24 protein-coding genes are annotated in these 25469 nt (G+C 70.8%); 9 read left to right on the plus strand and 15 right to left on the minus strand.

From position 1 onward, the window contains the following. Window positions 1-205: 205 nt before the first annotated feature. Window positions 206-1717 (minus strand): glycerol kinase GlpK, encoded by a 1512-nt coding sequence (gene glpK, locus KZI27_RS11245; protein ID WP_222657716.1) that lies wholly within the window; start codon window positions 1715-1717, stop codon window positions 206-208. A gap of 74 nt (window positions 1718-1791) precedes the next feature. Then, window positions 1792-2517 (minus strand): MIP/aquaporin family protein, encoded by a 726-nt coding sequence (locus KZI27_RS11250; protein ID WP_222657717.1) that lies wholly within the window; start codon window positions 2515-2517, stop codon window positions 1792-1794. A gap of 318 nt (window positions 2518-2835) precedes the next feature. Here KZI27_RS11250 and dhaK point away from each other — a divergent pair, with 318 nt between their 5' ends. The 3 genes from dhaK to dhaM all read left to right on the plus strand — a co-directional run bounded on the left by dhaK (window position 2836) and on the right by dhaM (window position 5272). Further along, the gene (dhaK, locus tag KZI27_RS11255) at window positions 2836-3837 is read left to right on the plus strand and encodes a dihydroxyacetone kinase subunit DhaK (RefSeq protein ID WP_222657718.1); all 1002 of its coding nucleotides are present in this window, start codon (window positions 2836-2838) and stop codon (window positions 3835-3837) included. Window positions 3838-3911: 74 nt separating this feature from the next. Beyond that, window positions 3912-4553: a dihydroxyacetone kinase subunit DhaL gene (dhaL, locus tag KZI27_RS11260; RefSeq protein ID WP_222657719.1), complete on the plus strand. Its 642-nt coding sequence runs from the start codon at window positions 3912-3914 to the stop codon at window positions 4551-4553. Then, window positions 4550-5272, plus strand: coding sequence for a dihydroxyacetone kinase phosphoryl donor subunit DhaM (dhaM, locus tag KZI27_RS11265; RefSeq protein ID WP_222657720.1), 723 nt, complete (start codon window positions 4550-4552; stop codon window positions 5270-5272). The genes dhaL and dhaM overlap by 4 nt, the downstream gene beginning before the upstream one ends. Window positions 5273-5296: 24 nt before the next feature. Here the strand turns inward: dhaM and KZI27_RS11270 are convergent, their stop codons facing one another. Further along, the gene (locus KZI27_RS11270) at window positions 5297-5905 is read right to left on the minus strand and encodes a TetR/AcrR family transcriptional regulator C-terminal domain-containing protein (RefSeq protein ID WP_222657721.1); all 609 of its coding nucleotides are present in this window, start codon (window positions 5903-5905) and stop codon (window positions 5297-5299) included. Between the two features lie 55 nt (window positions 5906-5960). Here KZI27_RS11270 and KZI27_RS11275 point away from each other — a divergent pair, with 55 nt between their 5' ends. Both KZI27_RS11275 and KZI27_RS11280 read left to right on the plus strand, forming a co-directional pair. After that, window positions 5961-7181, plus strand: a complete 1221-nt coding sequence (locus KZI27_RS11275; RefSeq protein WP_222657722.1) for a beta-ketoacyl-[acyl-carrier-protein] synthase family protein — start codon at window positions 5961-5963, stop codon at window positions 7179-7181. Between the two features lie 31 nt (window positions 7182-7212). Next, the gene (locus KZI27_RS11280; protein ID WP_222657723.1) at window positions 7213-9114 is read left to right on the plus strand and encodes an ABC transporter ATP-binding protein; all 1902 of its coding nucleotides are present in this window, start codon (window positions 7213-7215) and stop codon (window positions 9112-9114) included. Window positions 9115-9172: 58 nt separating this feature from the next. On the opposite strand, the gene KZI27_RS11285 is transcribed toward KZI27_RS11280, so the two are convergent. After that, complete coding sequence (locus KZI27_RS11285; protein WP_222657724.1) at window positions 9173-10009, minus strand: helix-turn-helix domain-containing protein; 837 nt, start codon at window positions 10007-10009, stop codon at window positions 9173-9175. 102 nt (window positions 10010-10111) lie between these two features. On the opposite strand from KZI27_RS11285, the gene KZI27_RS11290 reads away from it, so the two are divergent. Further along, window positions 10112-10792 carry an SDR family NAD(P)-dependent oxidoreductase gene (locus KZI27_RS11290; RefSeq protein WP_222657725.1) on the plus strand — a complete coding sequence of 227 codons (681 nt, stop codon included), beginning with the start codon at window positions 10112-10114 and terminating at the stop codon, window positions 10790-10792. 34 nt (window positions 10793-10826) lie between these two features. Here the strand turns inward: KZI27_RS11290 and KZI27_RS11295 are convergent, their stop codons facing one another. Continuing rightward, window positions 10827-11276, minus strand: a complete 450-nt coding sequence (locus KZI27_RS11295; protein ID WP_123938006.1) for a GNAT family N-acetyltransferase — start codon at window positions 11274-11276, stop codon at window positions 10827-10829. Window positions 11277-11367: 91 nt separating this feature from the next. On the opposite strand from KZI27_RS11295, the gene KZI27_RS11300 reads away from it, so the two are divergent. Then, window positions 11368-12399 carry an alcohol dehydrogenase catalytic domain-containing protein gene (locus KZI27_RS11300; protein ID WP_222657726.1) on the plus strand — a complete coding sequence of 344 codons (1032 nt, stop codon included), beginning with the start codon at window positions 11368-11370 and terminating at the stop codon, window positions 12397-12399. Here the strand turns inward: KZI27_RS11300 and KZI27_RS11305 are convergent. The 6 genes from KZI27_RS11305 to KZI27_RS11330 all read right to left on the minus strand — a co-directional run bounded on the left by KZI27_RS11305 (window position 12396) and on the right by KZI27_RS11330 (window position 18216). Next, window positions 12396-13022 (minus strand): hypothetical protein, encoded by a 627-nt coding sequence (locus KZI27_RS11305; protein ID WP_222657727.1) that lies wholly within the window; start codon window positions 13020-13022, stop codon window positions 12396-12398. The two genes, KZI27_RS11300 and KZI27_RS11305, sit on opposite strands and share 4 nt — an antisense overlap. Window positions 13023-13327: 305 nt before the next feature. Further along, complete coding sequence (locus KZI27_RS11310; RefSeq protein ID WP_222657728.1) at window positions 13328-13483, minus strand: hypothetical protein; 156 nt, start codon at window positions 13481-13483, stop codon at window positions 13328-13330. A gap of 119 nt (window positions 13484-13602) precedes the next feature. Further along, complete coding sequence (locus tag KZI27_RS11315; protein WP_222657729.1) at window positions 13603-13908, minus strand: hypothetical protein; 306 nt, start codon at window positions 13906-13908, stop codon at window positions 13603-13605. A 120-nt stretch (window positions 13909-14028) separates the two neighbouring features. Next, window positions 14029-16422 carry an ATP-binding cassette domain-containing protein gene (locus tag KZI27_RS11320; RefSeq protein WP_222657730.1) on the minus strand — a complete coding sequence of 798 codons (2394 nt, stop codon included), beginning with the start codon at window positions 16420-16422 and terminating at the stop codon, window positions 14029-14031. Window positions 16423-16988: 566 nt separating this feature from the next. Further along, window positions 16989-17444, minus strand: a complete 456-nt coding sequence (locus KZI27_RS11325) for an NUDIX hydrolase (RefSeq protein ID WP_123312602.1) — start codon at window positions 17442-17444, stop codon at window positions 16989-16991. 10 nt (window positions 17445-17454) lie between these two features. Further along, window positions 17455-18216: an SDR family oxidoreductase gene (locus tag KZI27_RS11330; RefSeq protein ID WP_123312601.1), complete on the minus strand. Its 762-nt coding sequence runs from the start codon at window positions 18214-18216 to the stop codon at window positions 17455-17457. 156 nt (window positions 18217-18372) lie between these two features. Between KZI27_RS11330 and KZI27_RS11335 the strand changes: the two genes are divergently transcribed. Further along, window positions 18373-18846, plus strand: a complete 474-nt coding sequence (locus KZI27_RS11335; RefSeq protein ID WP_261783871.1) for an NfeD family protein — start codon at window positions 18373-18375, stop codon at window positions 18844-18846. After that, entirely contained in the window at window positions 18843-20069 is a 1227-nt protein-coding gene (locus KZI27_RS11340; RefSeq protein ID WP_222657731.1) for an SPFH domain-containing protein, read from the plus strand. The genes KZI27_RS11335 and KZI27_RS11340 overlap by 4 nt, the downstream gene beginning before the upstream one ends. 73 nt (window positions 20070-20142) lie before the next feature. Here the strand turns inward: KZI27_RS11340 and KZI27_RS11345 are convergent, their stop codons facing one another. From KZI27_RS11345 to tatC, 4 genes are all read right to left on the minus strand, one after another. Beyond that, on the minus strand, window positions 20143-20493 hold the full coding sequence (locus KZI27_RS11345) for an RNA polymerase-binding protein RbpA (protein ID WP_111084006.1): 351 nt from the start codon (window positions 20491-20493) through the stop codon (window positions 20143-20145). A 145-nt stretch (window positions 20494-20638) separates the two neighbouring features. After that, window positions 20639-22210, minus strand: coding sequence for an apolipoprotein N-acyltransferase (gene lnt, locus KZI27_RS11350; protein WP_222657732.1), 1572 nt, complete (start codon window positions 22208-22210; stop codon window positions 20639-20641). Window positions 22211-22242: 32 nt separating this feature from the next. Beyond that, window positions 22243-24684, minus strand: coding sequence for a DEAD/DEAH box helicase (locus KZI27_RS11355; protein ID WP_222657733.1), 2442 nt, complete (start codon window positions 24682-24684; stop codon window positions 22243-22245). Then, a complete protein-coding gene (gene tatC / locus KZI27_RS11360; RefSeq protein WP_222661329.1) occupies window positions 24681-25433 on the minus strand; it encodes a twin-arginine translocase subunit TatC in 753 nt (250 codons plus the stop codon). Before tatC ends, KZI27_RS11355 begins: the two co-directional genes overlap by 4 nt. Window positions 25434-25469 lie beyond the last annotated feature (36 nt).

Genomic DNA, 25469 nt, shown 5'->3' on the forward strand with positions numbered 1-25469 from the left:
CGCACCCGGCGGTCACCGCCGCACCCGGCGAACAAACCCGCACCGTGCCGGGCCGGCCACAACCCCACCACCACCCGCCGACCGGACCCCGTGACGGACGCGCAGGAGACGCAACACGACGGGAGGCCCGGTGCCGGTTCCTGGAACCGGCACCGGGCCTCCCGTCGGTGCGTTCAGTGCACGCGGTCAGCGTGCGCCCGCGTCGTTACTGGACGTCCTCGTCGACCCAGTCGAAGGTCTTCGTGACGGCCTTCTTCCAGAGGCGGAGCGTGCGCTCGCGCTCCGCGGCGTCGAGCTGCGGCTCCCAGCGCTTGTCCTCCTGCCAGTTGGCACGGAGCTCGTCGAGGTTGGCCCAGAAGCCGACCGCGAGACCGGCCGCGTAGGCCGCGCCGAGCGCCGTCGTCTCGGCGACGACCGGACGCACCACCGGCACGTTGAGGATGTCGGCCTGGAACTGCATGAGCTCGTTGTTGGCGGTCATGCCGCCGTCCACCTTGAGCTCCGTCAGGTCCACGCCCGAGTCGGCGTTGACGGCGTCGAGGACCTCGCGGGTCTGCAGCGCCGTCGCCTCGAGCGCCGCACGTGCGATGTGCCCCTTGTTGACGTAGCGGGTCAGGCCGACGATGGCACCGCGGGCATCCGGACGCCAGTACGGCGCGAACAGCCCGGAGAAGGCCGGCACGAAGTACACGCCGCCGTTGTCCTCGACGGTCTTGGCCAGCGCCTCGACCTCCGGGGCACTGCCGATGAGACCGAGGTTGTCACGGAGCCACTGGATCAGCGAGCCCGTGACCGCGATCGAGCCCTCGAGCGCGTAGTGCGTCTCCTGGTTGCCGAGCTTGTAGCCGACGGTGGTGAGCAGGCCGTTCTCGGAGCGGACGATCTCGGTACCGGTGTTGAAGATGAGGAAGTTGCCGGTGCCGTAGGTGTTCTTCGACTCGCCCTGGTCGAACGCCGCCTGGCCGAAGGTCGCGGCCTGCTGGTCGCCGAGGATGCCCGCGATCGGGACCTCGCGGAGCAGGTTCGACGACTCGACGTGGCCGTAGACCTCGGAGGAGCTGACGATCTCCGGGAGCATCGACTTCGGCACACCGAAGTCGGCGAGGATGTCGTCGCGCCACTGGAGCGTCTCGAGGTCCATGAACAGCGTGCGGGACGCGTTCGTGACGTCGGTCTTGTGGACGCCGCCGTCGACGCCACCGGTCAGGTTCCAGAGGACCCAGGTGTCGGTGGTGCCGAAGAGCAGGTCCCCGGCCTCGGCCTTCTCACGCGCACCCTCGACGTTCTCGAGGATCCACATGATCTTGGTGCCGGCGAAGTACGTCGCGAGCGGGAGGCCGACGATCGCCTTGTAGCGGTCGGTGTCCCCCTCGGCGAGCTTGTCGACGATCGACTGCGTGCGGGTGTCCTGCCAGACGATCGCGTTGTAGATCGGCTTGCCGGTGGTCTTGTCCCAGACGACGGCGGTCTCGCGCTGGTTCGTGATGCCCACGGCGGCGACGTCGTGACGCGTGATGTCGGCACGCGACAGTGCCTGACCGATCACCTCGCGGGTGTTGTCCCAGATCTCGGCGGGGTCGTGCTCGACCCACCCGGCGCGCGGGAAGATCTGCTCGTGTTCCTTCTGCCCGGTCGAGATGATCGAGCCGGAGTGATCGAAGACGATCGCTCGGGTGGAGGTCGTGCCCTGGTCGATGGCGACGATGTAGTCGGCCATTGGTGCTCCTTACGGGTGTTCGGTGCGGTGAGCGGCCCGTGCGGACGGGCCGCTCACCCCGGGGTTGGGTTGGTTCAGCTGACGACGGGCAGCAGCGCGTAGGACAGGCCGGCGGCGATGGCGCCACCGAGCAGCGGTCCGACGACGGGCACCCAGGCGTAGGCCCAGTCACTCGAGCCCTTGCCCTTGATGGGAAGGAGGGCGTGCGCGATGCGCGGGCCGAGGTCACGGGCGGGGTTGATGGCGTAGCCGGTCGGGCCACCGAGGCTGACACCGATCGCGATCACGAGGAAGGCGACGGGGATCGCGCCGAGCTCCGACGGGGTCTGGCCGTTGGTGAAGGCGATGACGACGAACACCAGCACGAATGTGCCGATGATCTCGGTCACGAGGTTCCAGCCGTACGAACGGATCGCGGGGCCGGTGGAGAAGACGCCGAGCTTGGCGGCCGCGTCGGGCTCCTCGTCGAAGTGCTGCTTGTAGGCGAGCCAGACGATCACGGCACCGATGACCGCGCCGATGAGCTGGGCGAGCCAGAACAGCAGCATCGCGCCGACGGTGATGTTGCCGAGGATGGCCTGTGCGAGGCTGACGGCCGGGTTGAGCTGGCCGCCCGACTTGTAGGACACGGTGACGCCGGCGAAGACCGCGAAGCCCCAGCCGATCGTGACCATGAGGAAGCCGGCCCCGAAGCCCTTCGACTTCGTGAGGGAGACGGCGGCGACGACACCGCCACCCAGGATGATGAGCATCGCCGTGCCGACGAGCTCGGACAGGAACTTGACGCCGATGTCGTCCATCGGTGACCTCCAGTGCGTGAGGTGGGGGTCCGGTGGTGCTGCGCCGCACTCCCCGTTGAGTGATTGAGGCCGAGCATAGTGACGCCGAGAACGACGGGGCGATGAATTCCTGAGGGAAGTCCGCGATCGTGCACGAACGTGCAAGCGCCGTGCGCTGTGGGGGATCGCGAGCCGGTGACGCGTCCCCGTCGCAGTGCACGAACGTGCAGACCGGACGAACGAGCGCCCGGGCGTCGGATGTAGATTGGGCGCACTCCGGTCGACGACGGCGGTGTGCAGTTCGCCTCGGTTCGGCCCCGTACCCGTGGAGGCACGCGCATGAAGAAGCTCATCAACGACCCGCAGGCCGTGGTCGACGAGACCGTCCGGGGCTTCGCCCGGGCACACGCCGGTCACGTGGTCCTGGTCGAGGACCCGATCCACCTGCACCGCGCCGACGCTCCCGTCGCCGGCAAGGTCGGCATCATCAGCGGCGGCGGCAGCGGACACGAGCCGCTGCACGCGGGCTTCGTCGGGTACGGCATGCTCGACGCCGCCGTCCCGGGCCCGGTGTTCACGAGTCCGACCCCGGACCCGATCGTCGCGGCCACCAAGGCCGTCGACGGCGGCGCGGGCGTCCTGCACATCGTGAAGAACTACACCGGCGACGTCCTGAACTTCGAGACCGCCGCCGAGCTCGCCGAGATGGACGACATCCGCGTCGAGGCCGTCGTGGTCGACGACGACGTCGCCGTGCAGGACTCGCTCTACACCGCCGGTCGCCGCGGCGTGGCCGGCACCGTCGTCGTGGAGAAGTGCGCCGGTGCCGCGGCCGAGCGCGGTGACGACCTCGACGCCGTCGCCGCGGTCGCCCGCCACGTCAACGACGTCACGCGGTCGATGGGCCTGGCCCTGGCGTCCGGCACCGTGCCGCACGCGGGGGAGCCGTCCTTCACGCTCGCGGACGACGAGGTCGAGCTCGGCATCGGCATCCACGGCGAGCCCGGACGCGAGCGCATCCCGATGGCGCCGGCCGACCAGCTCGTCGACCGCGTGCTCGAACCGATCCTCACCGACCTCGACGCACCGGCCGGCTCGAAGCTGCTCCTGCTCGTGAACGGCATGGGCGGCACCCCGCTGTCCGAGCTGTACATCGCCTACCGACGCGCCGCCGAGGTGCTGATGGACCGCGGGTACGACGTCACGCGTAGTTTGGTGGGCGACTACGTCACATCCCTCGAGATGCAGGGGTTCTCGCTCACCGTCACGGTGCTCGACGACGAACTCACCGCACTCTGGGACGCACCGGTGGAGACCCCGGCACTGCGCTGGGGACGCTGAGCGGCCGGATCCGGCCGCTCGACCACCGACCACGACACCGAGCCCACCGGGCCGGACACACGAAGGGAACCGCATTGGCGCTCGACACCGCATGGGCCATCGACTGGGTCCGTCGCACCGCCGCGACGATCGACGAACACCGGGCCGAGCTCGTCACGCTCGACCGCGAGATCGGTGACGGCGACCACGGCGAGAACCTCGACCGCGGCTTCCGCGCCGTGCTCGAGGCCGTCGACGGCGCCTCGTTCGACACGCCCGGCGCCGTGCTGAAGACGGTCGCGACCAAGCTCATCTCGACCGTCGGCGGCGCCGCCGGTCCGCTGTTCGGCACCGCGTACCTGAAGGCAGCCCAGGCCGCCGGCGACGCGTCCGAGCTCGACGCCGACACGCTCGTCGCCGTGCTCGCCGCAGCCCGTGACGGCGTGGTCTCACGCGGCAAGGCCTCGGTCGGCGACAAGACGATGGTGGACGCGTGGGGCCCGGCGGTCGACGCCGCCACCGCCGCAGCGGCAGCCGGTGCCGACCCGGCAGCCGTGCTCGCCGCCGCGGCCGACGCCGCCGCCTCGGGCGCCGAGGCCACCGAACCGCTCGTCGCCCACAAGGGCCGTGCGAGCTACCTCGGCGAACGCGCGGTCGGGCACCGCGACCCGGGTGCGCAGTCGACCGCGTACATCCTGCGTGCCGCAGTGGAGGCGACGACGGGCGCCGCCGCGTGACCGTCGGCATCCTCATCGTGTCGCACAGCGCCGCGATCGCCACCGGCACGGTCGAGCTCGCCCGCCAGATGGCCGCGGACGTCCGGCTCGTCGCTGCCGGCGGGACCGACGACGGCGGCATCGGGACGTCGTTCGAGGCGATCACCGCCGGCATCGAGGAGCTCTCGGAGGCGGACGCCGTCGTGGTCCTGTGCGACCTCGGATCGGCCTACCTGACCACCGACACGGCGCTCGACTTCCTCGACGACGATGTCCGCGCACGCGTGCACGTCTCCCGGGCTCCCCTCGTCGAGGGCGCGGTCGCCGCGGCCGTCGCGGCCCAGACGGGTGGTGACGCCGAGGCAGTGCTCGCCGCAGCGGCGTCCGCCGCAGGGACCGCGGACGACGCGAGCAGCGCCTCCCGTCCGTCCGGTGACCAGCCGGGAGGCACGGGGCCGGGTGACGGGGCCGCCAGCGTCGACGACGTGGCCGCGTCCGAGAGCGTCGAGCTGGTCAACGATACCGGCCTGCACGCCCGCCCCGCGGCGGAGTTCGTCAAGACGGCGGCCAGGTACGACGCAGCGGTGCGCGTGAACGGCGTGGACGCGAAGAGCCTGCTGGCGATCATGGCGCTCGCGCTGCCGAAGGGTGCGACCGTGTCGATCGAGGCGACCGGTGCGGACGCGCAGGCCGCGGTGGACGCGCTCGCGGAGCTGGTGCGGAGCGGCTTCGGCGAGTAGGCGTCGCCGCTCGCCGTCCCGTGTTCAGCGGATGGACACCGTGCTGGCCAGGTCGAGGTCGGACGGCCCGCCGGTGACGCCCGCGTCCGCGAGGAGCGTGGCGCCGAAGACCGCGCTCCAGAACGTCCGGGCATCGCGGCCGACGCCGCTCGGACTCGTCCAGCCGTGCTCGGCGACGACACGCTCGAGGTAGCGCTCCGACTGCCGGAACAGGACCGCGAGCAGGAGACGCACGCGCTCGCGCTGGGCGTCGTCGTCACCGGCGGCGGCCAGCGCACGCACGACGAGCGGCGTCGACGGCATCGCGAGCGCCGTGCGCGCGAGCACCTGGCGGAACGCGTCGGCGGACCCGGCGCGCCGACCGGCGGCCTGCAGTCGTGTGGTGTCGCGGAGGAAGAGCGCGAAGGCGGCGTCGAGGACGAGGCGGTCCTTCGAGCCGTAGTGGTGCGTGATCTGGTTCGGGTAGACCCCGGCCGCACGGGCGATCTCGCTGACCGTGACGGCGTGGCGTGCGGTGCTCGCTCCGCCCGCGTCGCCGGCCGCCCCTGCGCTGAGGAGTCCGGCGGTCGCGGCGAGGATCCTCGCCCGGGTCGCTGCGCCGCGGGTCGTCCCGGCGCCGTCGGTGGTTGCCATCTCTGAATTGTACGTGGTACAACTCCACTTGTTCAACGTACAAGAAGGAGCACTCGTGGACATCTCCATCACCGGCTACGGCGCCGTCTCGCCGTTCGGCCACGGTGTCGCGCCGCTGTGGGACGCCCTGGTCGCCGGGCGCTCCGGCGTGCACGAGCTGCACCGCGACGGGCAGCTCTGGGAACAGGTGCCGATCATGGTCGGTGCCGACGCAGCACTCGACGCCGAGTCCGTACTCGGTCGCGTCCGGGCGAACCGACTCGACCGCAGTCAGCAGCTCGCCCTCGTCGCCGCCGCCGAGGCTTGGGCCGACGCCGGCGCTCCCACCGTCGCGGGCGACCGCCTGGCCGTCGTCGTCGGGACCGGCATCGGGGGAGTGGAGACCCTGCTCGACGCGCACGACGTGCTCGGTGCCTCGGGTGCCCGCCGGGTGTCGCCCCGGACCGTCCCGATGCTCATGGCCAACGGGGCCGCGGCGCAGATCAGCATCGAGTACGGCGCCCGTGCCGGCGCCTACACGACCGTCTCGGCGTGCGCGTCCGGCGCCGAGGCGATCGCGATCGCAGCGCGCCTCGTCGTCACGGGGGAGGCCGACGTCGTCATCGCCGGCGGCACCGAAGCAGCGGTCACCCCGGTGACCATGGCCTCGTTCGCGCAGTCCCAGGCCCTCGCGAAGCCCGACGGCGGCGACCCCGCCACACTGTCGCGCCCGTTCGACGCCGACCGCCGCGGGTTCGTGCTCGGCGAGGGCGCCGGCTTCGTCGTCCTCGAGCGGGCCTCGCACGCCGCCGCCCGCGCACAGCGGTCGCACGGCACGCTCGCCGGGTGGGGGATCACGTCGGACGCCTTCCACATCACCGCCCCACTCGGGGACGGCAGCGAGCAGGAGCGCGCGATGACGGCCGCAATCCGGATGGCCGGGCTCACCGGGACGGACATCGACCACGTCAACGCGCACGCCACCGGGACCCCGGTCGGCGACGTCGGTGAGGCTGCCGCCATCGCTCGTGCAGTGGGCAGCGGTGCGGTCGTGACGGCGCCGAAGAGCGCGATCGGGCACATGTTCGGTGCGGCGGGAGCGGTCGAGGCGATCCTGACGGTCCGGGCGCTCGAGACCGGGATCGTGCCGCCGACACTGAACCTGGAACACCAGGACCCGGCGATCGACCTGGACGTGGTGGTGGGGGCAGCCCGGACGGCGACCGTGCGTGCCGCGCTGAACAACTCGTTCGGGTTCGGTGGACAGAACGCGTCGTTGGTGTTCACCGCGGTCTGAGGGGCACAGGGACCGACGTATCCTGACTGCCATGAGCATGGAAGGCGTGGCCTGGAGCTCGCTGTACAAGATCTCCACCGCCAAGGACGGCAAGCACGGGATCTCACGCGAGTCCGTGCGGCGGATCATGACGTTCGCCGTGCCCTACCGGGCCAAGCTGGTGGTCTTCATCGCGCTCTCCGTCGTGGGCGCGGTCCTCGCGGTCGCGACACCGGTCCTCGCGGGCCGGGTGGTCGACGTCATCGTCGCTCGGGGCGCGCTCAGCACGATCGTCTGGCTCGCGGTCGTCATCGCCCTGGTCGCCGTGGGCGACGCGGCCGTGTCACTCGCGACGCGCTGGTTCTCGGCACGGATCGGCGAGGGCGTCATCCTCGACCTCCGCACCGCCGTCTTCAACCACGTGCAGAAGATGCCGATCGCCTTCTTCACGCGCACGCGGACCGGCGCGCTCGTCAGCCGCCTCAACAACGACGTGATCGGCGCGCAGCAGGCCTTCAGCGGCACGCTGTCCGGCGTGGTCACGAACCTCGTGGCGCTGATCCTCACCCTGACCGTCATGCTCAGCACGTCCTGGCTCGTGACGGTCCTGGCGATCGTGATGCTCCCGGTCTTCCTCGTCCCCGCGCGCCGCATGGGCAGCCGCCTCGCCGCGCTGCGTCGCGAAGCGGCCGACCACAACGCTGCCATGAGCACGCAGATGACCGAGCGCTTCTCCGCGCCCGGCGCCACCCTCGTGAAGCTGTTCGGCCGCCCCGAGGAGGAGGCCGAGGAGTTCCGGGTGCGCGCCGCCCGCGTCCGCGACATCGGGGTGCGGAGTGCCCTGCTGCAGTTCGTCTTCGTCACTGCCCTCACCCTGGTCTCCGCCCTCGCCCTCGCGCTCGTCTACGGGGTCGGCGGTGCCCTCGCACTCGGTGGCCAGCTGAACACCGGCGACGTGGTGACGCTGGCCCTCCTGCTCACCCGCCTGTACGCGCCGCTGACCAGCCTCGCGAACGCCCGGGTGGAGATCATGAGTGCCGTGGTCAGCTTCGAGCGTGTCTTCGAGGTCCTCGACCTCGAGCCGCTCATCCAGGAGAAGCCCGACGCCGCCACCGTCCCCGACGGCCCAGTGGCGGTCGAGTTCGACGACGTCCGCTTCGCCTACCCGTCCGCCGACAAGGTGTCCCTGGCCTCGCTCGAAGAGGTCTCCACACTGGACACCCGAGGCGGTGACGAGGTGCTGCACGGTGTCTCCTTCCGGATCGAGCCGGGGCAGACCGTCGCGCTCGTCGGAACCTCCGGTGCCGGCAAGTCCACGATCGCGCAGCTCCTCTCCCGCCTGTACGACGTCGACAGCGGTGCCGTCCGCCTGGCCGGGGCGGACGTCCGCGACGTCACATTCGCCTCGATGCGGCACACCATGGGCATGGTCACCCAGGACGGCCACCTGTTCCACGAGACCATCCGGTCCAACCTGCGGCTCGCGCGACCCGAAGCGACCGAGGACGAGGTCTGGGACGCCGTCCGCCGTGCGCGGCTCGAACCGCTCATCCGGTCCCTGCCGGACCAGTTGGACACGATGGTCGGGGAGCGTGGCTACCGGCTGTCCGGCGGTGAGCGTCAGCGGATGACCATCGCGAGACTGCTGCTCGCCCAGCCGCGCGTCGTCATCCTCGACGAGGCCACCGCGGCGCTGGACTCGACGTCCGAGGCCGCCGTGCAGGCAGCGCTCAGCGAGGCGCTCGAGGGGCGGACGGCGATGGTGATCGCGCACCGGCTCTCCACCATCCGGAGCGCGGACCTCATCCTCGTGGTCGAGGACGGCTCGATCGTGGAGCGCGGGACGCACGAGGAGCTGCTGGCCGTGGGCGGGCGGTACGAGGAGCTGCACCGGACCCAGTTCGCCGTGCAGAAGGACGTCGCGGCGGACGAGGGAGCGCTGAGCGGGAGCTAGTCCGCCGTCTGCGGGACTACCCGGGCGACCCAGCGGCTGGTGGCACCCACGGCGTCGCTCACGGCGCCGGTGTGAACTGCTGGAGGCCGGTGACGCGCAGCAGGTCGAGCTTGGCGGCGTCCTCGGTGCCGGGGACCGCGGTGTAGACGACGATCCGCAGGTCGCCGCCCGGCACGGTCAGCACGTCGCAGTCGATCTCGATGGGGCCGACGGGCGTGTGCACCTGCTTGCGGCTCGCCCGGTGCTCGGCGATGCGACCGGTGTCCCAGCGGCGGTCGAACTCGGGCGACTCCCGCCGGAGCCGCGCCACGAGTTCGGCCAGGTCACGGTCGGCGGGGTACCGGCCGGACGCCTGCCGGAGGTCCGCAGCGAGGTCGCTCGAGAACTCCTCCTGGTGCTCGTCGTCCCACTCGACGCCGTCGTGTGCGTGCATGAAGTGCCGCCACACCAGGTTCCGTTCCATCCCGACGTACCGCGAGGGGTCACCGTTCAACGCCGCCCACAGGTCGTTCCACAACACGATGTCGTGCGTCGCCGTGAAGACCGCGATCGGGACGTCGCCGAGCCGGTCGACGAGCCGCTGCACCCCGGGTGTGATGTGCCGTGGGACGACCTGGCGCGACGGGGGAGCGACGCCGGCGACGCGGCACAGGTGGTCGCGCTCGGCCGCGGTGAGCCGGAGCGCCGTGGCGAGGGCACCGAGCAGCTGGGGTGAGGGGTTCAGCGCGCGGCCCTGCTCGAGGCGGACGACGTAGTCGACGCTCACCCCGGCGAGCGCGGCGAGCTCCTCGCGTCGGAGACCCGGGGTCCGTCGGCCGGGTCCGGCCGGCAGGCCGACCTCTTCGGGACGGACGCGGTCGCGCCAGGAACGCAACACACTCGCGAACTCGCTCATGTCCACCATCCTCGCCCCGCGCCTCCTGTCCTTCCTGGTACTGGTGGTCCCACCGTCGCACGGTGCCTGGGGGAGTCAGCCACAGGGGCGGAGAGTGGGGGCATGACAACGACACTCATCACCGGAGCAAACCGCAGCCTCGGGCTCGAGACCGTCCGCCGCCTGGTCGACGCGAGCCACACCGTGTACGCCGGCATGCGCGACCCCGCCACGGGCGGCGAGGCGCGGGCGCTCGGCGCCCACGTCGTCCAGCTCGACGTGACCGACCAGCACAGCATCGACGCCGCGATCGCCACCATCCCCGCCCTCGACGTGCTCGTGAACAACGCCGGCATCCTCGGGACGTCGTTCGGCGTCGACGACCTCGACGCCGCCGCGATGTCCGCTGTGCTCGACACCAACGTCACCGGCATCGTCCGGGTCACGCAGGCGGCGCTCCCGCTGCTGCGGCGGTCCGACAACCCGGTGATCGTGAACGTCGCCTCGGGCGTCGGGTTCGCCCGGTGGCTGACGACCCCCGGCCACGACGAGTACCCGGTGCCCGCTGTGCCCTACGCCGCGTCGAAGGCCGCGGTGATCGCGTTGACCGTGCAGTACGCGAAGAACCTGCCGGAGTTCCGGATCAACGTGAGCGACCCCGGGTACACCGCCACCGAGTTCAACGGCTTCGGCGGGCACCAGACGATCACCGAGGGCACCGACGCGACCGTCGCGCTCGCGACCGTCGGGCCGGACGGGCCCACGGGGGAGTTCCACAACCGGGACGGCCGCATCGAGTACTGACGCTCGCTGGGCGCGGACGGTCGCGGTATCCGCTTCAGTCGTGCACATCGGCACCGAACCCCGGCCCGGGGCGCATCATCCATCCCTCCGGGTCGGGGAGCGGACGGAACCCGAACCGTTCGTACAGGCCGTGGGCGTCGGCGGTGAAGAGCGCGAACCGCTTGAGGCCGAGCGGCTCGATCGCCTCGGTCACGCCCTGCACGAGGGCGACGCCGACGCCGCGGCCACGAGCGTCGGGATCGACGAACACGTCGGCCAGCCAGCCGAACGTCACCCCGTCGGTGATCACCCGGGCGTACCCGAGCTGCGCACCCGTCGCGGTGTCGTACACGCCGAAGTTGCGGGACCCGGCGATGATCGCGTCCTGGGTGGCTCGACTGCGACCCCGTGCCCAGTAGGACTGCTCGCTGAGCCAGCGGTGCACGCGGTCGACGTCGAGGTCGGCGGGGTCGGCGGAGAAGTGCAGTGCGGTCGGTTCGTCCATCGCACCAGTGAACCGGCGGTCGCCCGCGGCGGGCAACGGCCAATCCGTCGTCTGTGGACAACACGACAGCACCGTCTGGGACGATGGCGGGATGCGCGCAGTCCAGTACGACCACTTCGGATCCGCCCCGTCGATCGTCGACCTGCCCGATCCCGTGGCGCCGGACCACGGGGTCGTCGTCCGGGTCGCTGCCACCGGAGTGTGCCGCAGTGACTGGCACGCCTGGAAGGGGCACGACGACTCCGTCTCGCTGCCGCACGTCCCCGGGCACGAGTTCGCCGGTGTCGTGACGGCCGTCGGGTCGTCGGTGACCCGCGTCTCGGTCGGTGACCGTGTGACCGCGCCCTTCGTGTTCGCCTGCGGGACGTGCCCCGAGTGTGCCGACGGCGCCACCCAGGTGTGCACGCGTCAGCAGCAACCGGGGTTCACCCTGCCCGGGTCCTACGCCGAGTCGGTCGTCATCCCGCACGCGGACGTCAACGTGGTCGCACTGCCCGACGCCGTGGGGTTCGCGGAGGCCGCGGCACTCGGTTGCCGGTTCGGCACGGCGTACCACGCCCTGCACGCCCGAGGTCGGGTCACGGCAGGGGAGTGGGTGGTCGTGTTCGGCTGCGGCGGCGTCGGCCTGTCGACGATCATCGTCGCGGTCGCTGCGGGTGCCCGGGTGATCGCGGTGGACGTCTCTCCGGCGGCGCTCGAACGTGCTGCGGCACTCGGCGCCGTCGCGGTGCCGATGGACGCGGAGGCCGTCGCAGCGATCCGCGCCCGGACCGACGGCGGAGCACACGTCTCGGTGGACGCGTTCGGCAGCCGCGCGACGTCCGTCGCAGCGGTGGCGTCCCTGCGCCCCCGGGGCCGTCACGTGCAGGTCGGCCTGCTGCTCGACGACGAAGCAGAACCGGCCATCCCGATGGGGCACGTGATCGCCGACGAGCTCGAACTGCTCGGCAGCCACGGGATCTCGGTCGGGGAGTACGCCGCCATGCTCGCCGACGTCGTCACGGGCACGCTGCGTCCGGACGAATCGATCGGCCGGACCATCGGCTTCGACGACCTGCCGGACGCCATCGTGGCGATGGATCGTCCCGCCACGTCGGCCGGGATGACCGTCGCCGTCTTCTAGCCGTCCGCGCTGACGCGGAGCAGCTGCACGGTGGCGTACCGGACGGCGTCCGATGCCTCGCGCAGGTCGTGGTCGAGCTGCATCGCGATCTGCTCGTCGGTCCACACCGCACCGGCCTCGACGGCGTCGAGGGGGTGCAGGGGCCGCTCCGGTCGGTTCGCCCAGTCCGCCAGGTGCGTCGTGCGGTCGTCGCTCAGGGGGACACCCAGTGCGGCGTCGGGGTCGCGGTGGGCGCGGTGCGCCTCTGCCACGACCGTGTCGATGTCGATCGGGGGAGTCAGCCCTGAGATCCGGTAGCGGTCGGCGACCTCCTGCCACCACTCGGTCGCCCGTCGCAGGTGCCCCTCGGCTCGACGGACCATCTGATCGGTGATGTCGGCCTCGTGCTCAGCGTCGGTCTCGGCCGTCAGGAAGCCGTCCGAGTACCCGAGGACCCCGACGAGGTCGTCGGCTTCGGACCGGAGCAGTGGACGTGCGCCGTCCTCGATCGAGTCGACGGTCGCGGCGTCCCAGCGCCAGCCGCGCAGCCGCATCCGGAGGGCCAGGTCGTCAGGATCGGAACCGGCCAGTCGTTCGCGGACGCCCCGGAGGTTCCGGCCGATCTGGGCATCGGTGAGTGTCATGGCGACGACGCTACGCAGGCGACGCCGTCGGCGTCTCGGCGGTCACCGCGTCGTCGGACGGTACACCAGCCCGAGCGCACCGTCGGAGTCGGCACGACGACCAGCCACGAAACCGTCCAGCGACATCGACATCTTCAGCACGAGTTCACGCACGGGGAGCACCTGTCCGGATCTGAGTTGACATAATATGCATTATCGGCGCACACGTAACAAGCGGAGCGAGGACTCCGTGAGCAGAAAAGGTCGGGTCCCCATTCGGGATCCGACCTCTTCTGCTCACGGAACGACATCGTCCGGAGACGACCTCAGTCCACAGACTCGTGCGGGACGTCGTCCTTGTCGATCTCGAGCGCGGCCGATTCCTCACCCTGCTCGTGCAGGTCGGCCTGGTCGGTGTCCGGCTGCTCCGGCGTCTCGCTCTGGGTGGTCTCTTCGGCTGGGTCGGGCTGGCTGTAGCTCATGCGCCGGACGGTACGCCGACCGCGCTGAGGGCGCACGCGGAGATTTGCGGATGCCCCGTGGACAGACGGGAGGCGCGTGGCGATGCCGCCACGCGCCTCCCGTCGGCAGTCGACTGGGCTCAGTTCGTCACTGCCGGCACGACGATGGCCAGCGCGATGATGATGAAGACGATCGACAGCACGAGGCCGATCACGCTCAGGATGATCGCGGCGAGCACCATGCCGCGGGTACCGACACCGCGACGACGCGCGACGATGCCGAGGATGAGGCCGATGATGCTGGCGATGAGTCCGATCCACACGAAGAGGAACGAGAAGACGACCCCGACGATGCCGAGGACGAGCGCGCCGATGGCGAGGCCGTTGCCACCGCTCGTGGCGGGCGCCGAACCGTTCTGAGCGGGCGGGTATCCGTTCGTGGACATTGGGGCTCCTTCTGATCAGGACGCCGATCCAGGCCGGGCAGCCGATCGTGAGCGTCGATCAGACGCTATCCGAAGAACACCGGCAACGTTCAGGTTCCGTCCGCGAACCTGTCCCCTGCCTCAGGCACCGACGTAGGCGGCGAGGTGCTGTCCGGTCAGGGTCGAGCGGGCTGCGACGAGCTCGGCGGGTGTCCCCTCGAACACGATCCGACCGCCGTCGTGCCCCGCGCCGGGCCCGAGGTCGATGATCCAGTCCGCGTGGGCCATCACCGCCTGGTGGTGCTCGATCACCACGACGGTCTTGCCCGAGTCGACCAGGCGGTCGAGCAGACCGAGCAGCTGGGCGACGTCCGCCAGGTGCAGTCCGGTCGTCGGTTCGTCGAGGACCACGATGCCACCCGGCTCACCGAGGTGCGTCGCGAGCTTGAGCCGCTGACGCTCCCCGCCCGACAGCGTCGTCAGCGGCTGCCCGATCGTCAGGTACCCGAGACCGACGTCGGCCAGACGCGACAGGATCGTGTGCGCAGCTGGGAGCTTCGCGGGGCCGTCGGAGAAGAACGCCACGGCATCGGAGACAGACATGCCCAGCACCCGGCTGATGTCCTTGCCGCCGAGGTGGTAACCGAGCACCGACTGGTCGAACCGCTTCCCGTCGCACTCCACGCACGGGGCGGCGATGCCCGCCATCATCCCCAGGTCGGTGTAGACGACGCCGGCGCCGTTGCACGCGGGGCACGCGCCTTCGGAGTTCGCACTGAACAGCGCGGGCTTGACGCCGTTGGCCTTCGCGAACGCCTTGCGGATGGGCTCGAGCAGCCCGGTGTACGTGGCCGGGTTGCTGCGCCGGGATCCGCGGATGCCGCTCTGGTCGATGGCGACGACACCGTCGCGCTCCGCGAGCGAGCCGTGGATGAGCGTGCTCTTGCCGGACCCGGCGACGCCCGTCACGACGGAGAGCACCCCGGTGGGGACGTCCACGTCGACGTCGTGCAGGTTGTGGGCCGAGGCACCGCGGATCGCGATCTCCCCGTCGGACCGGCGGACGTCGGCCTTCACCGAGACGCGGTCGTCGAGGTGCTGACCGGTGATGGTCCCGCTCCCCCGCAACCCGTCGACGGGTCCCTGATAGCAGAGCGTGCCCCCGCCGGAGCCAGCGCCCGGGCCGAGGTCGACGACGTGGTCGGCGATCGCGATCACCTCGGGCTTGTGCTCGACGACCAGCACGGTGTTGCCCTTGTCGCGCAGCCGCAGCAGCAGGCCGTTCATCCGCTCGATGTCGTGCGGGTGCAGGCCGGTGCTCGGTTCGTCGAAGACGTAGGTCACGTCGCTGAGCGACGACCCGAGGTGCTTCACCATCTTGACCCGCTGCCCCTCTCCCCCGGACAGCGTGCCGGTGGGACGGTCGAGCGAGAGGTAGCCGAGGCCGATCTCGACGAACGACTCGAGCAGGTCGCGGAGGCCGTCGAGCAGCGGCGCGACACCCGGATCGTCGATCGCCCGCAGCCACGGGAGGACGTCGGTGATCTGCATCGAGCAGACGTCGGCGATGCTCTTGCCACCGATCTTCGACGAGCGAGCGACGTCGTTCAACCGGGTGCCGCCGCACGCCGGGCACGTCGTGAAGGTCACCGCGCGGTCCACGAAGGCGCGGATGTGCGGCTGCATCGCCTCGCGGTCCTTCTGCAGGAACGAGCGGCGCACCCGCGGCACGAGCCCCTCGTACGTCATGTTGATGCCGGCGATCTTCTGCTTGGTGGGCTCGCGGTACAGGAAGTCGGCGGGCTCCTGCTCGGTGAAGTCGCGGATCGGGGTGTCCTTGTCGAAGTACCCGGACTCGGCGTACATGCGGACGTTCCACCCGTCGGTGCCGTAGCCGGGGATCGTGATCGCCCCGTCGCCGAGCGCCTTCGCGTCGTCGAACAGCTGCGTCAGGTCGATGTCGTCCACGAGCCCGCGCCCCTCGCAGTCGGCGCACATGCCGCCGAGTCGGGTGAACGAGACCTTCTCGGCCTTGGCGTCCTTGCCCTTCTGCACCGTGATCGCTCCCCCGGCGGTGACCGTCGCCAGGTTGAACGAGAACGCGTTCGGACCGCCGACGTGCGGGTTGCCCAGTCGGCTGAACAGGACCCGCAGCATCGCGTTCGCGTCGGTGGCGGTGCCGACGGTCGACCGCGGATCGGCGCCGATACGCTCCTGGTCGACGACGATCGCGGTGGTCAGGCCGTCGAGCAGGTCGACGTCCGGGCGCGCGAGCGACGGCATGAAGCCCTGCACGAAGGCGCTGTACGTCTCGTTGATCATCCGCTGCGACTCGGCGGCGACGGTGCCGAACACGAGCGAGCTCTTGCCGGAGCCGGACACCCCGGTGAAGACCGTCAGCCGACGCTTGGGGAGGTCGACGTCGATGCCCCGCAGGTTGTTCGCCCGAGCGCCGCGCACGCGGATGCGGTCGTGGCCGTCGGCGGCGTGCACGCTCAGGCTCGGGGCGGCGCCGTCACCGGAACTGATGTGCATGTCGATCAGGGTACCGACGGGTACCGACACCGACAAGGCGCCCCGGCACCCACCAGCAGACCCAGCACCGTGCGCACCTTCTCACCCCGTGCGCGGTTTCGCGCACCGTGCAGCGCCACAAGCGCGCACCACGCCACCAACCCTGCACCGACCGGCGGACACGGCACCGTGCGGTGGACGCAACCCACCACCGCACGGGAGGCACGGGTCGAGGCCGCACCGCGCCTCCCGTCAGCACCGTGCGCACCTTCTCACCCCGTGCGCGGTTACGCGCACCGTGCGGCGCCACAAGCGCGCACCACGCCACCAACCCTGCACCAACCGACGGACACGGCACCGTGCGGTGGACGCGCCACACCACCGGACGGGAGGAACGGGTCGAGGCCGCACCGCGCCTCCCGTCAGCACCGTGCGCACTTTCTCACCCCGTGCGCGGTTGCGCGCACCGTGCAGCGCCACAAGCGCGCACCACGCCACCAACCCTGCACCAACCGACGGACGCGGCACCGTGCGGCGCACGCGCACGCGCACGCGCACGCGACCGGACACGACACCGGGTGAACGGGTCAGGCGGAGGTGAAGCGGCGGACCAGGTCGGGCAGCTCGGCCGGTTCGAAGACCTCGTCGGTGGCGTCGAGCTCGTCGGCCGTCCACCACCGTGACGCCAGGATGTCGACCCGCTCGTCGTCCGTCCACTCGGCGTCCGACAGCTCGAAGCCCGGCGTGCGCACGACGTAGAACTCGCTGTGGCCACGGTCGTGGTCGGCGAGGTCCCACTCGACGGTGAAGTCCCACGACCACACCGGCTCGCCCGGGTCGTCGATGACGATGCCGGTCTCCTCGCGCAGCTCGCGGATCGCGGCGTCGCGGTGGTCCTCGCCGGGGTCGACCCCGCCACCCGGTGTGATCCACCGGTGCGCGCCGTCCGAGGACGGTGAGTTCGTGTCCATCAGGAACACGCGACCCTCGGGGTCGAGCAGGATGATGCGGGAGGTTCGGCGCAGGCCGGGCTTGGCGGTCACCCGTCCGACGCTAGCCGACGAAGCCGCTGACGTCGCCGACGAGCTTGGTGTGGTCGGCGGGAATCGGCTCGATCGCGGCGAGGGCGATCTCGGCGGCGAACTCCGACACGCTGTAGAGCTTGCCGACCTCTTGCCGGCGGCCCTCGATCGCGCCGGGGTTCAGGCGGTTCAGCAGGGTCGCGGTGATCGTGCCCTCGATCATGTCGCCCGAGACGACGACGAACTCGATGCCGGCGGCCTCGAGCTGCGGGATGAGCTCACGGAGGGCGAGTTCGCCGGCGCGCTTGCTCTTCGCGACGGGGACGTACTCGTCCATCGTCTCGGCGGTCTCGACGAAGTGGGCCTGGTGGCTCGTGACGAACACGACGCGGGAGCCGGCGGGCATGTGCGGCACGGCGGTCTGGAGCATGTCGACCTGGGCGTCGCGGTTCAGGCGGAGCGCGTAGTCCTCTCCGAGGCCGGACTCCATGCCGCCCGAGGCGTTCAGGACCAGCAGGTCGATGCCGCCCCACTCCTGCACGACGGTGTCGACGAGTGCCTGCACGGACTCGTGGTCGGTCAGGTCCGCGCCGACGGCCAGGGCGGAGCCGCCGGCAGCGACGACCTTCTCGGCGATCTGCTCGGCGCGTTTGGCCTTGTTGCGGTAGTTCACGACGACCTTGGCGCCGGCCTCGGCCAGGTACCCGACGGTGTCGGCGCCGATGCCGCGCGACGAGCCGGTCACGACGGCGCGCGTGTCGGTGAGGGATCCGGGGGCGAGGGGGTTGCTCACAGTCGTGTGTTCTCCAGGTCGGGTTCCGGCCGGTCGGCCGCACCGAGCCTACCAATCGCCTGCGCGACCGTCGGACCCTCCTGATATGTTGAACGGAGTTGTACCGGCCGTCGCGACGCTGCGAGCCACGGCGCGCGACCGAGGGAGGGAGATCGCGTGAACGGAATCGATTGGATCCAGACCATCGTCTGGATCGGACTGGTGTTGCTGCTGGGAGTGGTCGAGATCTTCACCCTCGACTTCATCTTCATCATGCTCGCGGCCGGAGCCGCCGGCGGGTTGATCGCCGCCCTGCTCGGCGCCCCGTGGTGGCTGTCGGCCATCATCTCGGCCGTGCTCGCGCTCGTGCTGCTCTCGCTCGTCCGACCGCGTCTGCTGCTGATGCTCGGCCGCGGCGCCGACCCGCACCGCACGAACATCGAGGGGCTCATCGGGCTCCCCGGCACCGTCGCCGTCGCGTTCACATCCTCTGCTCCCGGCCAGGTCCGCCTGGCCAACGGCGAGACCTGGAGCGCACGGTTCGCCGTGGGCGCCGTCGACCGCACACCGCCACTCGGCACCCCCGTGGTCGTCGAGTCGATCGAGGGGTCGACCGCGGTCGTGCGCCTCGCAGAAAGGGCCACCTCGTGACCATCACACCCGGGACGATCGCACTGCTCGTCCTGATCCTCGTCGTCGTCATCTTCGTGATCGTCGTCCTGGCGAAGGCGATCCGCATCGTTCCGCAGGCCACCGCCGGCATCGTCGAACGCCTCGGCAAGTACCACAAGACGCTCTCGCCGGGCCTGAACCTGCTCGTGCCGTTCATCGACCGTCTGCGTCCGCTGCTCGACATGCGCGAGCAGGTCGTGTCCTTCCCGCCGCAGCCGGTGATCACCGAGGACAACCTCGTGGTCTCCATCGACACCGTGGTCTACTTCCAGGTCACCGACGCCCGTGCGGCGACCTACGAGATCGCGAACTACCTGGGCGCGGTCGAACAGCTCACCACCACCACGCTCCGCAACGTCGTCGGTGGCCTCAACCTCGAAGAGGCCCTGACCAGCCGCGACAACATCAACGGTCAGCTCCGTGTCGTCCTCGACGAGGCGACCGGCAAGTGGGGCATCCGCGTCGGCCGTGTCGAGCTCAAGGCGATCGAGCCGCCCGTGTCCATCCAGGACGCGATGGAGCAGCAGCTCCGTGCCGAGCGGAGCCGTCGTGCCGCGATCCTCCAGGCCGAGGGCACCAAGCAGTCCCAGATCCTCGAGGCCGAGGGGCAGCGGCAGGCCGCCATCCTCGCCGCAGAAGGTGACGCGAAGGCCCAGGTCCTCCGCGCCGAGGGTGAGGCGTCCGCGATCGCCACGGTGTTCGAGGCCATCCACACCGGCGACCCGGACGACAAGCTGCTGTCGTACCAGTACCTGCAGATGCTGCCCAAGATCGCCGAGGGCACCGCGAACAAGCTCTGGATGATCCCGAGCGAGTTCACCGAGGCACTGTCCGGCATCGCGAAGGGCTTCTCGGGCGGACGGAACGGCAGCGGTCCGGTCGCCGGCGCCGGCACGGGTGGGGACTTCCTCTCCCGCATCTCCAAGCTCGCGAACGAGAGCCTCGCGAACACCGCGGCCGCCGACTCGGCCGGCGCATCGATGCCGCGTGCGGACGCCACCGCGGCGGACATCGTCCCCGAGTCCGACCTCGACGCCCGGCTGGCCGAGTCGAACCGGAGCGTCGACGCGCACCTCGCAGCCGCCGACGACGCGACCGCACAGCAGGTCGACGATGCACCGGCGCCGGTCGTCGACACCGCGCAGCACCCGAACGACGAAGCGTCGGGGCACCGCACCAGCGACGGCTCCGGACGGCGCTGACCGGCGCCACGACGAACGACGATGCCCGCCCCGGGGAACCGGGGCGGGCATCGTCGTTCGTCAGGTGGTGGGGTCAGGCACCGCGTCGTGCACGGAGGACCTGCAGGCGCTCCTCGAGGAGCTCCTCGAGTTCCTCGCGCGAGCGACGCTCGAGCAGCATGTCCCAATGGGTTCGGGGCGCCTTGACGTCCTCTGCTGCGACCTCGACGGGGATGCCGTCGTCACCGAGCAGCCGTCCTTCGCGGCCGGAGCGTGGCTCCGACCAGGTCTGGGGCACGTCTGCGTCAGCGGAGAAGACGATGTCGAAGGTCTCCCCCGAATCGGTCTGGTAGACCGCGCGCTTGCGGTCCGAGAGCTCGACGCCCTCTTCGCTCTGGAGGCTCTGACTCCCGAGCCGCATGCCGCGGAGACTCCGATCAGCCATGTGTGTGCTCCTCTCGCTCGTCTGCCCTCCACAACACTGTCCCACGCGCCGTCGTTCCCGACTGGGCGCATTCACAGTCCGTTCCCAGTGCGTGCCCCTGCTGCACCGGATCACGGCGTCGGGAACACCTGGACCCGGCCGCGGTTCAGGAGCGGTTCCGGCGTCCCCACGGCGCGCAGGCCAGCAGCACGAGGAGCCCACCGAGCGAGAGCACGAGGACGATCGATCCCGACGCCAGCGACGCCGGCGTGGTCGAGGTGCCGAGCGGCACGTCGGTCACCATCGAGGTCGCGGTGTACTCCGGGACCCGGTCGATCGTGCGGCCGGACGGGTCGATGACCTGGGAAGCGCCGACGGTCGAGATGTTGACGAGGGACCGGCCAGTCTCGATCGCCCGCATCCGTGCGATCTCGAGCTGCTGCAGGTTCTCGTCGGTGCCGGAGAAGTCCGCGTTGTTCGTCTGCGCGAGGATCACCTGCGCTCCCCCACGCACCATGTCGCGGGTCAGCCCGTCGTCGACGATGTCGAAGCAGATCGCGATGCCCGCCCGGATCCCCGCCACCGGCAGGACGTTCGGCTTCGTCCCCGGCGTGTAGTCGCGCTGCAGCAAGCCGATCAGCGACGGCGCGAGCTTCGAGAAGAACCAGCGGTCCGGCACGTACTCGCCGAAGGGCACCGGTCGCTTCTTGTCGTAGGACGACTGCCAGCCATCGGCCGTCCACACGAACGAGGTGTTGTGCAGCACCCCGGACGGGGTCTGCGTGATGGCTCCGGCGACCAGCGGCGCACCGACCGAATCGACGACGGCGTCGAGGGACGAAGCGATCACGGGCTGCTGGCGCGGGTCGAACTCCGCCGAGGCCTCGGGCCAGACGACGAGGTCGACGTCCTTCGCGTCGACGTCCGTCGCCGCGACCTGTGCCGCCAGGACCTCACCCGGCGCAGCACGGTCGAAGTACCCGGCCGGCCCGTTGCCCTGCACGGACTCGATCCGGATGGTGCCGGAGGTCGCGGTCGGCCAGGCCGGCACCGCGAGCACCGCGGCGACGAGCAGACCGGCGGTCGCGACCCGGACCGGCAGCCGCAGGGTCGCGCCCGGTGCCCGCGGGGACACGAGGGCGAGCGACACGACGACCGCCACGCAGTAGACGACCACGAACGTCACGCCGAGCACGCCCACGTACGCGGCGAGGTGTGTGAACGGCCCCTGCGACTGCGACAGGCCGACGCGCCCCCAGGCGAAGCCGCCGTACGGCCAGCTCCCCGAGAACCACTCGCGTCCGGTCCACAGTGCGGCGACCACGGCCGGGAGGCCCCACACGCGTCCGGCAGTCGAAGGCACCACGCGCGCCACCCACCGGTACGCGAGGGCGATCGCGACGCTGCCGAGGGCGAAGAACGCCGCCTCCAACAACGCCAGTGCGAACCACGGGACGGGGCCCAGGTAGCGCCCGGCCCACGAGATGGCGGGGATCCAGAACGCGGCACCGGCCACGTACCCCACCCACGCGGCCCTGCGGGCGCGCTGGCCCATCACCGCGAGGAGCATGCACGCCAGCGCCGGGAAGGCCAGGAACCACCAGCCGGGCGACGGGAACGCGAGCGCGAACAGCACCCCGCCGACGACGGCAAGGGGCAGCGCGGTGCCCAGCGGGAGCGCCGCGAACGGGCCGTCCGCGACCGCACCGCGGCCCACGCGCGCGGGCACCCCACGCACACCGGTCTCCGGAACCCGCACCGTGCCTCCCGTCAGACCGCTGCGTAGGCGACGATGCCGCGGCGGACCGCGTCCGTCGCACGTCGGGCGGTCTGGGCGAGGTCGTCGTCCCCGGCGTTCCGGATCTGGTCGAGCAGGTCGATGACCTGCTTCGACCAGCGCACGAAGTCACCGGCGGGCAGGTCGAGGGTGCGGAGGACGTCGTCCAGCGCCGATCCGGACGCCCAGCGGAACATGCCGACCGCCATCGCCGGGGTGGGCGGCAGCGAACCCGCCAGACGGGCGTCACGCTCGATGTCGTCGAGGCGCGACCAGATCGTCAGGGTCTCGTCGAGGGCCGGGCGGAACGCACCGCGGGGCAGCGCGTGCTCGGTCCCGGGGGCGTCGTCGCGACGGGGCTGGTAGATGATCGTGGCGGCCATCGCGGCGAGCTGCGCCGGGGTGAGGTCTTTCCAGACCCCCGCCTCGAGACACTCGGCGACGAGCAGGTCGCGGTCGCCGTAGATGCGCTGCAGGCGACGGCCGCCGGCGGCCACGGTGGCCTCGCCGTTGCCGGCATCGACCAGGTACCCGAGCTGCAGGAGCACGTCGGTGACCCGGTCGAACGTGGTCGCCACGGCACCGGTGCGGGACCGGATCTGCTGAAGCAGCTTGTCGTTGACGCGCTTGAGCTTCCACCAGCGCTCCGCCCAGCGGGCGTGCGCCTCGCGGTCGGGGCAGGCGTGGCAGGGGTGACGCTGCATCTGGCGACGGACCGCCGTGATCGCGGCCTGCCGTTCCTGCCGTGCGCCGTGCGAGGCCTCGCGTCCACCGGGCACGTTCGTCCGCTCCAGGTCGGAGAGCTCCCGGCGGAGCGCTGCGTACTCGGTGAAGTCGCCGAGGTGGCACTGCATCGCCTCGCGGTACCCCTCGAGCGACTCCTGCTGCGACCGCACCTTGCGGGCCAGGTCCACCACGGACCGGTCGGCCTGGAACTGCGCGAACGACGTCTCGAGGACCTCGCGCGTGCGCTGCCGGCCGAACTGGTCGATCAGGTTGACGGCCATGTTGTACGTCGGCTTGAACGACGAGTTCAGCGGGTACGTGCGACGGCTGGCGAGTGAGGCGACGGCCTGCGGGTCGAGCCCGTCGGTCCACTGGATGACCGAGTGCCCCTCGACGTCGATGCCCCGGCGCCCGGCCCGACCGGTGAGCTGGGTGTACTCCCCCGGGGTGATCGGGACACGGGCCTCGCCGTTGAACTTCTCGAGCTTCTCGAGCACCACCGTGCGGGCCGGCATGTTCACGCCGAGCGCCAGGGTCTCGGTGGCGAACACGACCTTGAGCAGCTTGCGCTGGAAGAGGTTCTCCACCACTTCCTTGAACGCGGGCAGCATGCCCGCGTGGTGCGCCGCGACCCCGCGCTCGAGCCCCTCGAGGAACTCCCAGTAGCCGAGGACGGCGAGGTCCTCGTCCGGCAGGGTGCGGCAGTGGTACTCCGCGGTCTCGCGGATCTCGTTGCGCTCCGGCACCGTCGTGAGCGACAGCCCGGACCGCAGGACGTTCCGGACGCCCTGGTCGCACCCGGCGCGGCTGAACACGAAGAAGATCGCGGGCAGCAGCATCCGCTCGTCGAGCATGTGCGCGATGCGCTCGCGGTGCAGCTTCTCGGTGCGCGGCCCACGGCGGTCGTGGTACCCGCCGCGTCCGCGCCCACCGCGGTGTCCGCCACCGTGCCGCTCACTGCGCGACGCACCGCCGACCATGCGGAGCAGCTCCGGGTTGACGCGGTTCGTCGCCGCCGCGCCGCTGGAGTCGAACAGGTCGACCATCTTCGACCCGACCAGGACGTGCTGCTCGAGCGGCACCGGGCGGTCCTCGGACACGATGACGTCCGTGTCGCCGCGGACGGTCTGCAGCCAGTCGCCGAACTCCTCGGCGTTGGAGACCGTGGCGCTCAGTGAGACGAGCCGGACCTCGGTCGGGAGGTGCAGGATCACTTCTTCCCACACGGCCCCGCGGAAGCGGTCGGCCAGGTAGTGGACCTCGTCGAGGACCACCCAGGCCAGGTCGTCGAGCAGGTCGGAGTCCGCGTAGATCATGTTCCGCAGGACCTCGGTCGTCATCACGACGACCCGCGCCCGTGGGTTCACGTTCGTGTCACCGGTGAGCAGGCCCACTTCGGACTCGCCGTAGACCTCGACCAGCTCGGCGTACTTCTGGTTGCTCAACGCCTTCATCGGCGTCGTGTAGAACACCTTCGCCGTCGGCTGCCGCATCGCCAGCCAGATCGCGAACTCGGCGACGATCGTCTTGCCGGCACCGGTCGGCGCGGCGACGAGGACGCTGCGGCCCTGGTCGAGCGCGTCGCAGGCGGCGAACTGGAACGGGTCGAGGTCGAAGCGCAGGTCAGAGCGGAACAGCTCCAGGTTGCGGGAGCGGTTCCGGACCTTGGCGGCGGCGAAGCGCTCGGCCGCACTGAGGTCCGCGGTCACAGGCCGTACTCTTCGTCGAGCTTGGCCTGCTTCTTCGCCACCCTGCGGTCGTGCAGCCACGCGACGAAGCACGCTGCGATGTAGAGCACGACCATCGGGATCGCCAGCAGGAACATCGAGATGACGTCGGCGCTCGGGGTGACGATCGCGCAGAAGACCAGGATGCACACGACCGCGATGCGCCACGACTTGATGATCGCCGACGCCGACAGGACCCCCACGAAGTTCAGCAGGACGATGAACACCGGCAGCACGAAGGCGATGCCGACCGCGACGATGAGCTTGATGACGAAGTCGTAGTAGGCCTTCGCGTCGACGATCGAGGTGTCCTGGCTCGACACGAAGCTGCCGAGGATGCCGACCACGTGGGGCAGGATGTACCACCCGAAGTAGCAGCCGGCGAAGAACAGCGGGATGGCGGTGCCGAGGAAGCCCCACACGTACTGCTTCTCGCGCCGCACCAGGGCGGGCACGATGAACGCCCAGATCTGGTAGAGCCAGACCGGGCTCGAGATGACGATACCGATCGTGATCGCGATCTGCAGCTTGAGGTCGAACGCCCCCGTGATCATCGGGAAGTTCAGCTCGGCCGTGTGCCCGCCGACCTTGGCGAGCTCGGCCACCGGTTGCCGGAGCGAGTCGAGCACGAACGGGGTGAGGAACCATCCACCGACCGCGGCGATGACCACGGCGAGCACTGCGCGGAACAGGCGGTTGCGCAGCTCGATGAGGTGCTGCCCGAGCGACATGCGGCCTTCGGCGTCGTTGTCCTGGCGCCCTTGCCG

The organism is Curtobacterium sp. TC1 (assembly GCF_019844075.1).
Classification (GTDB): domain Bacteria; phylum Actinomycetota; class Actinomycetes; order Actinomycetales; family Microbacteriaceae; genus Curtobacterium.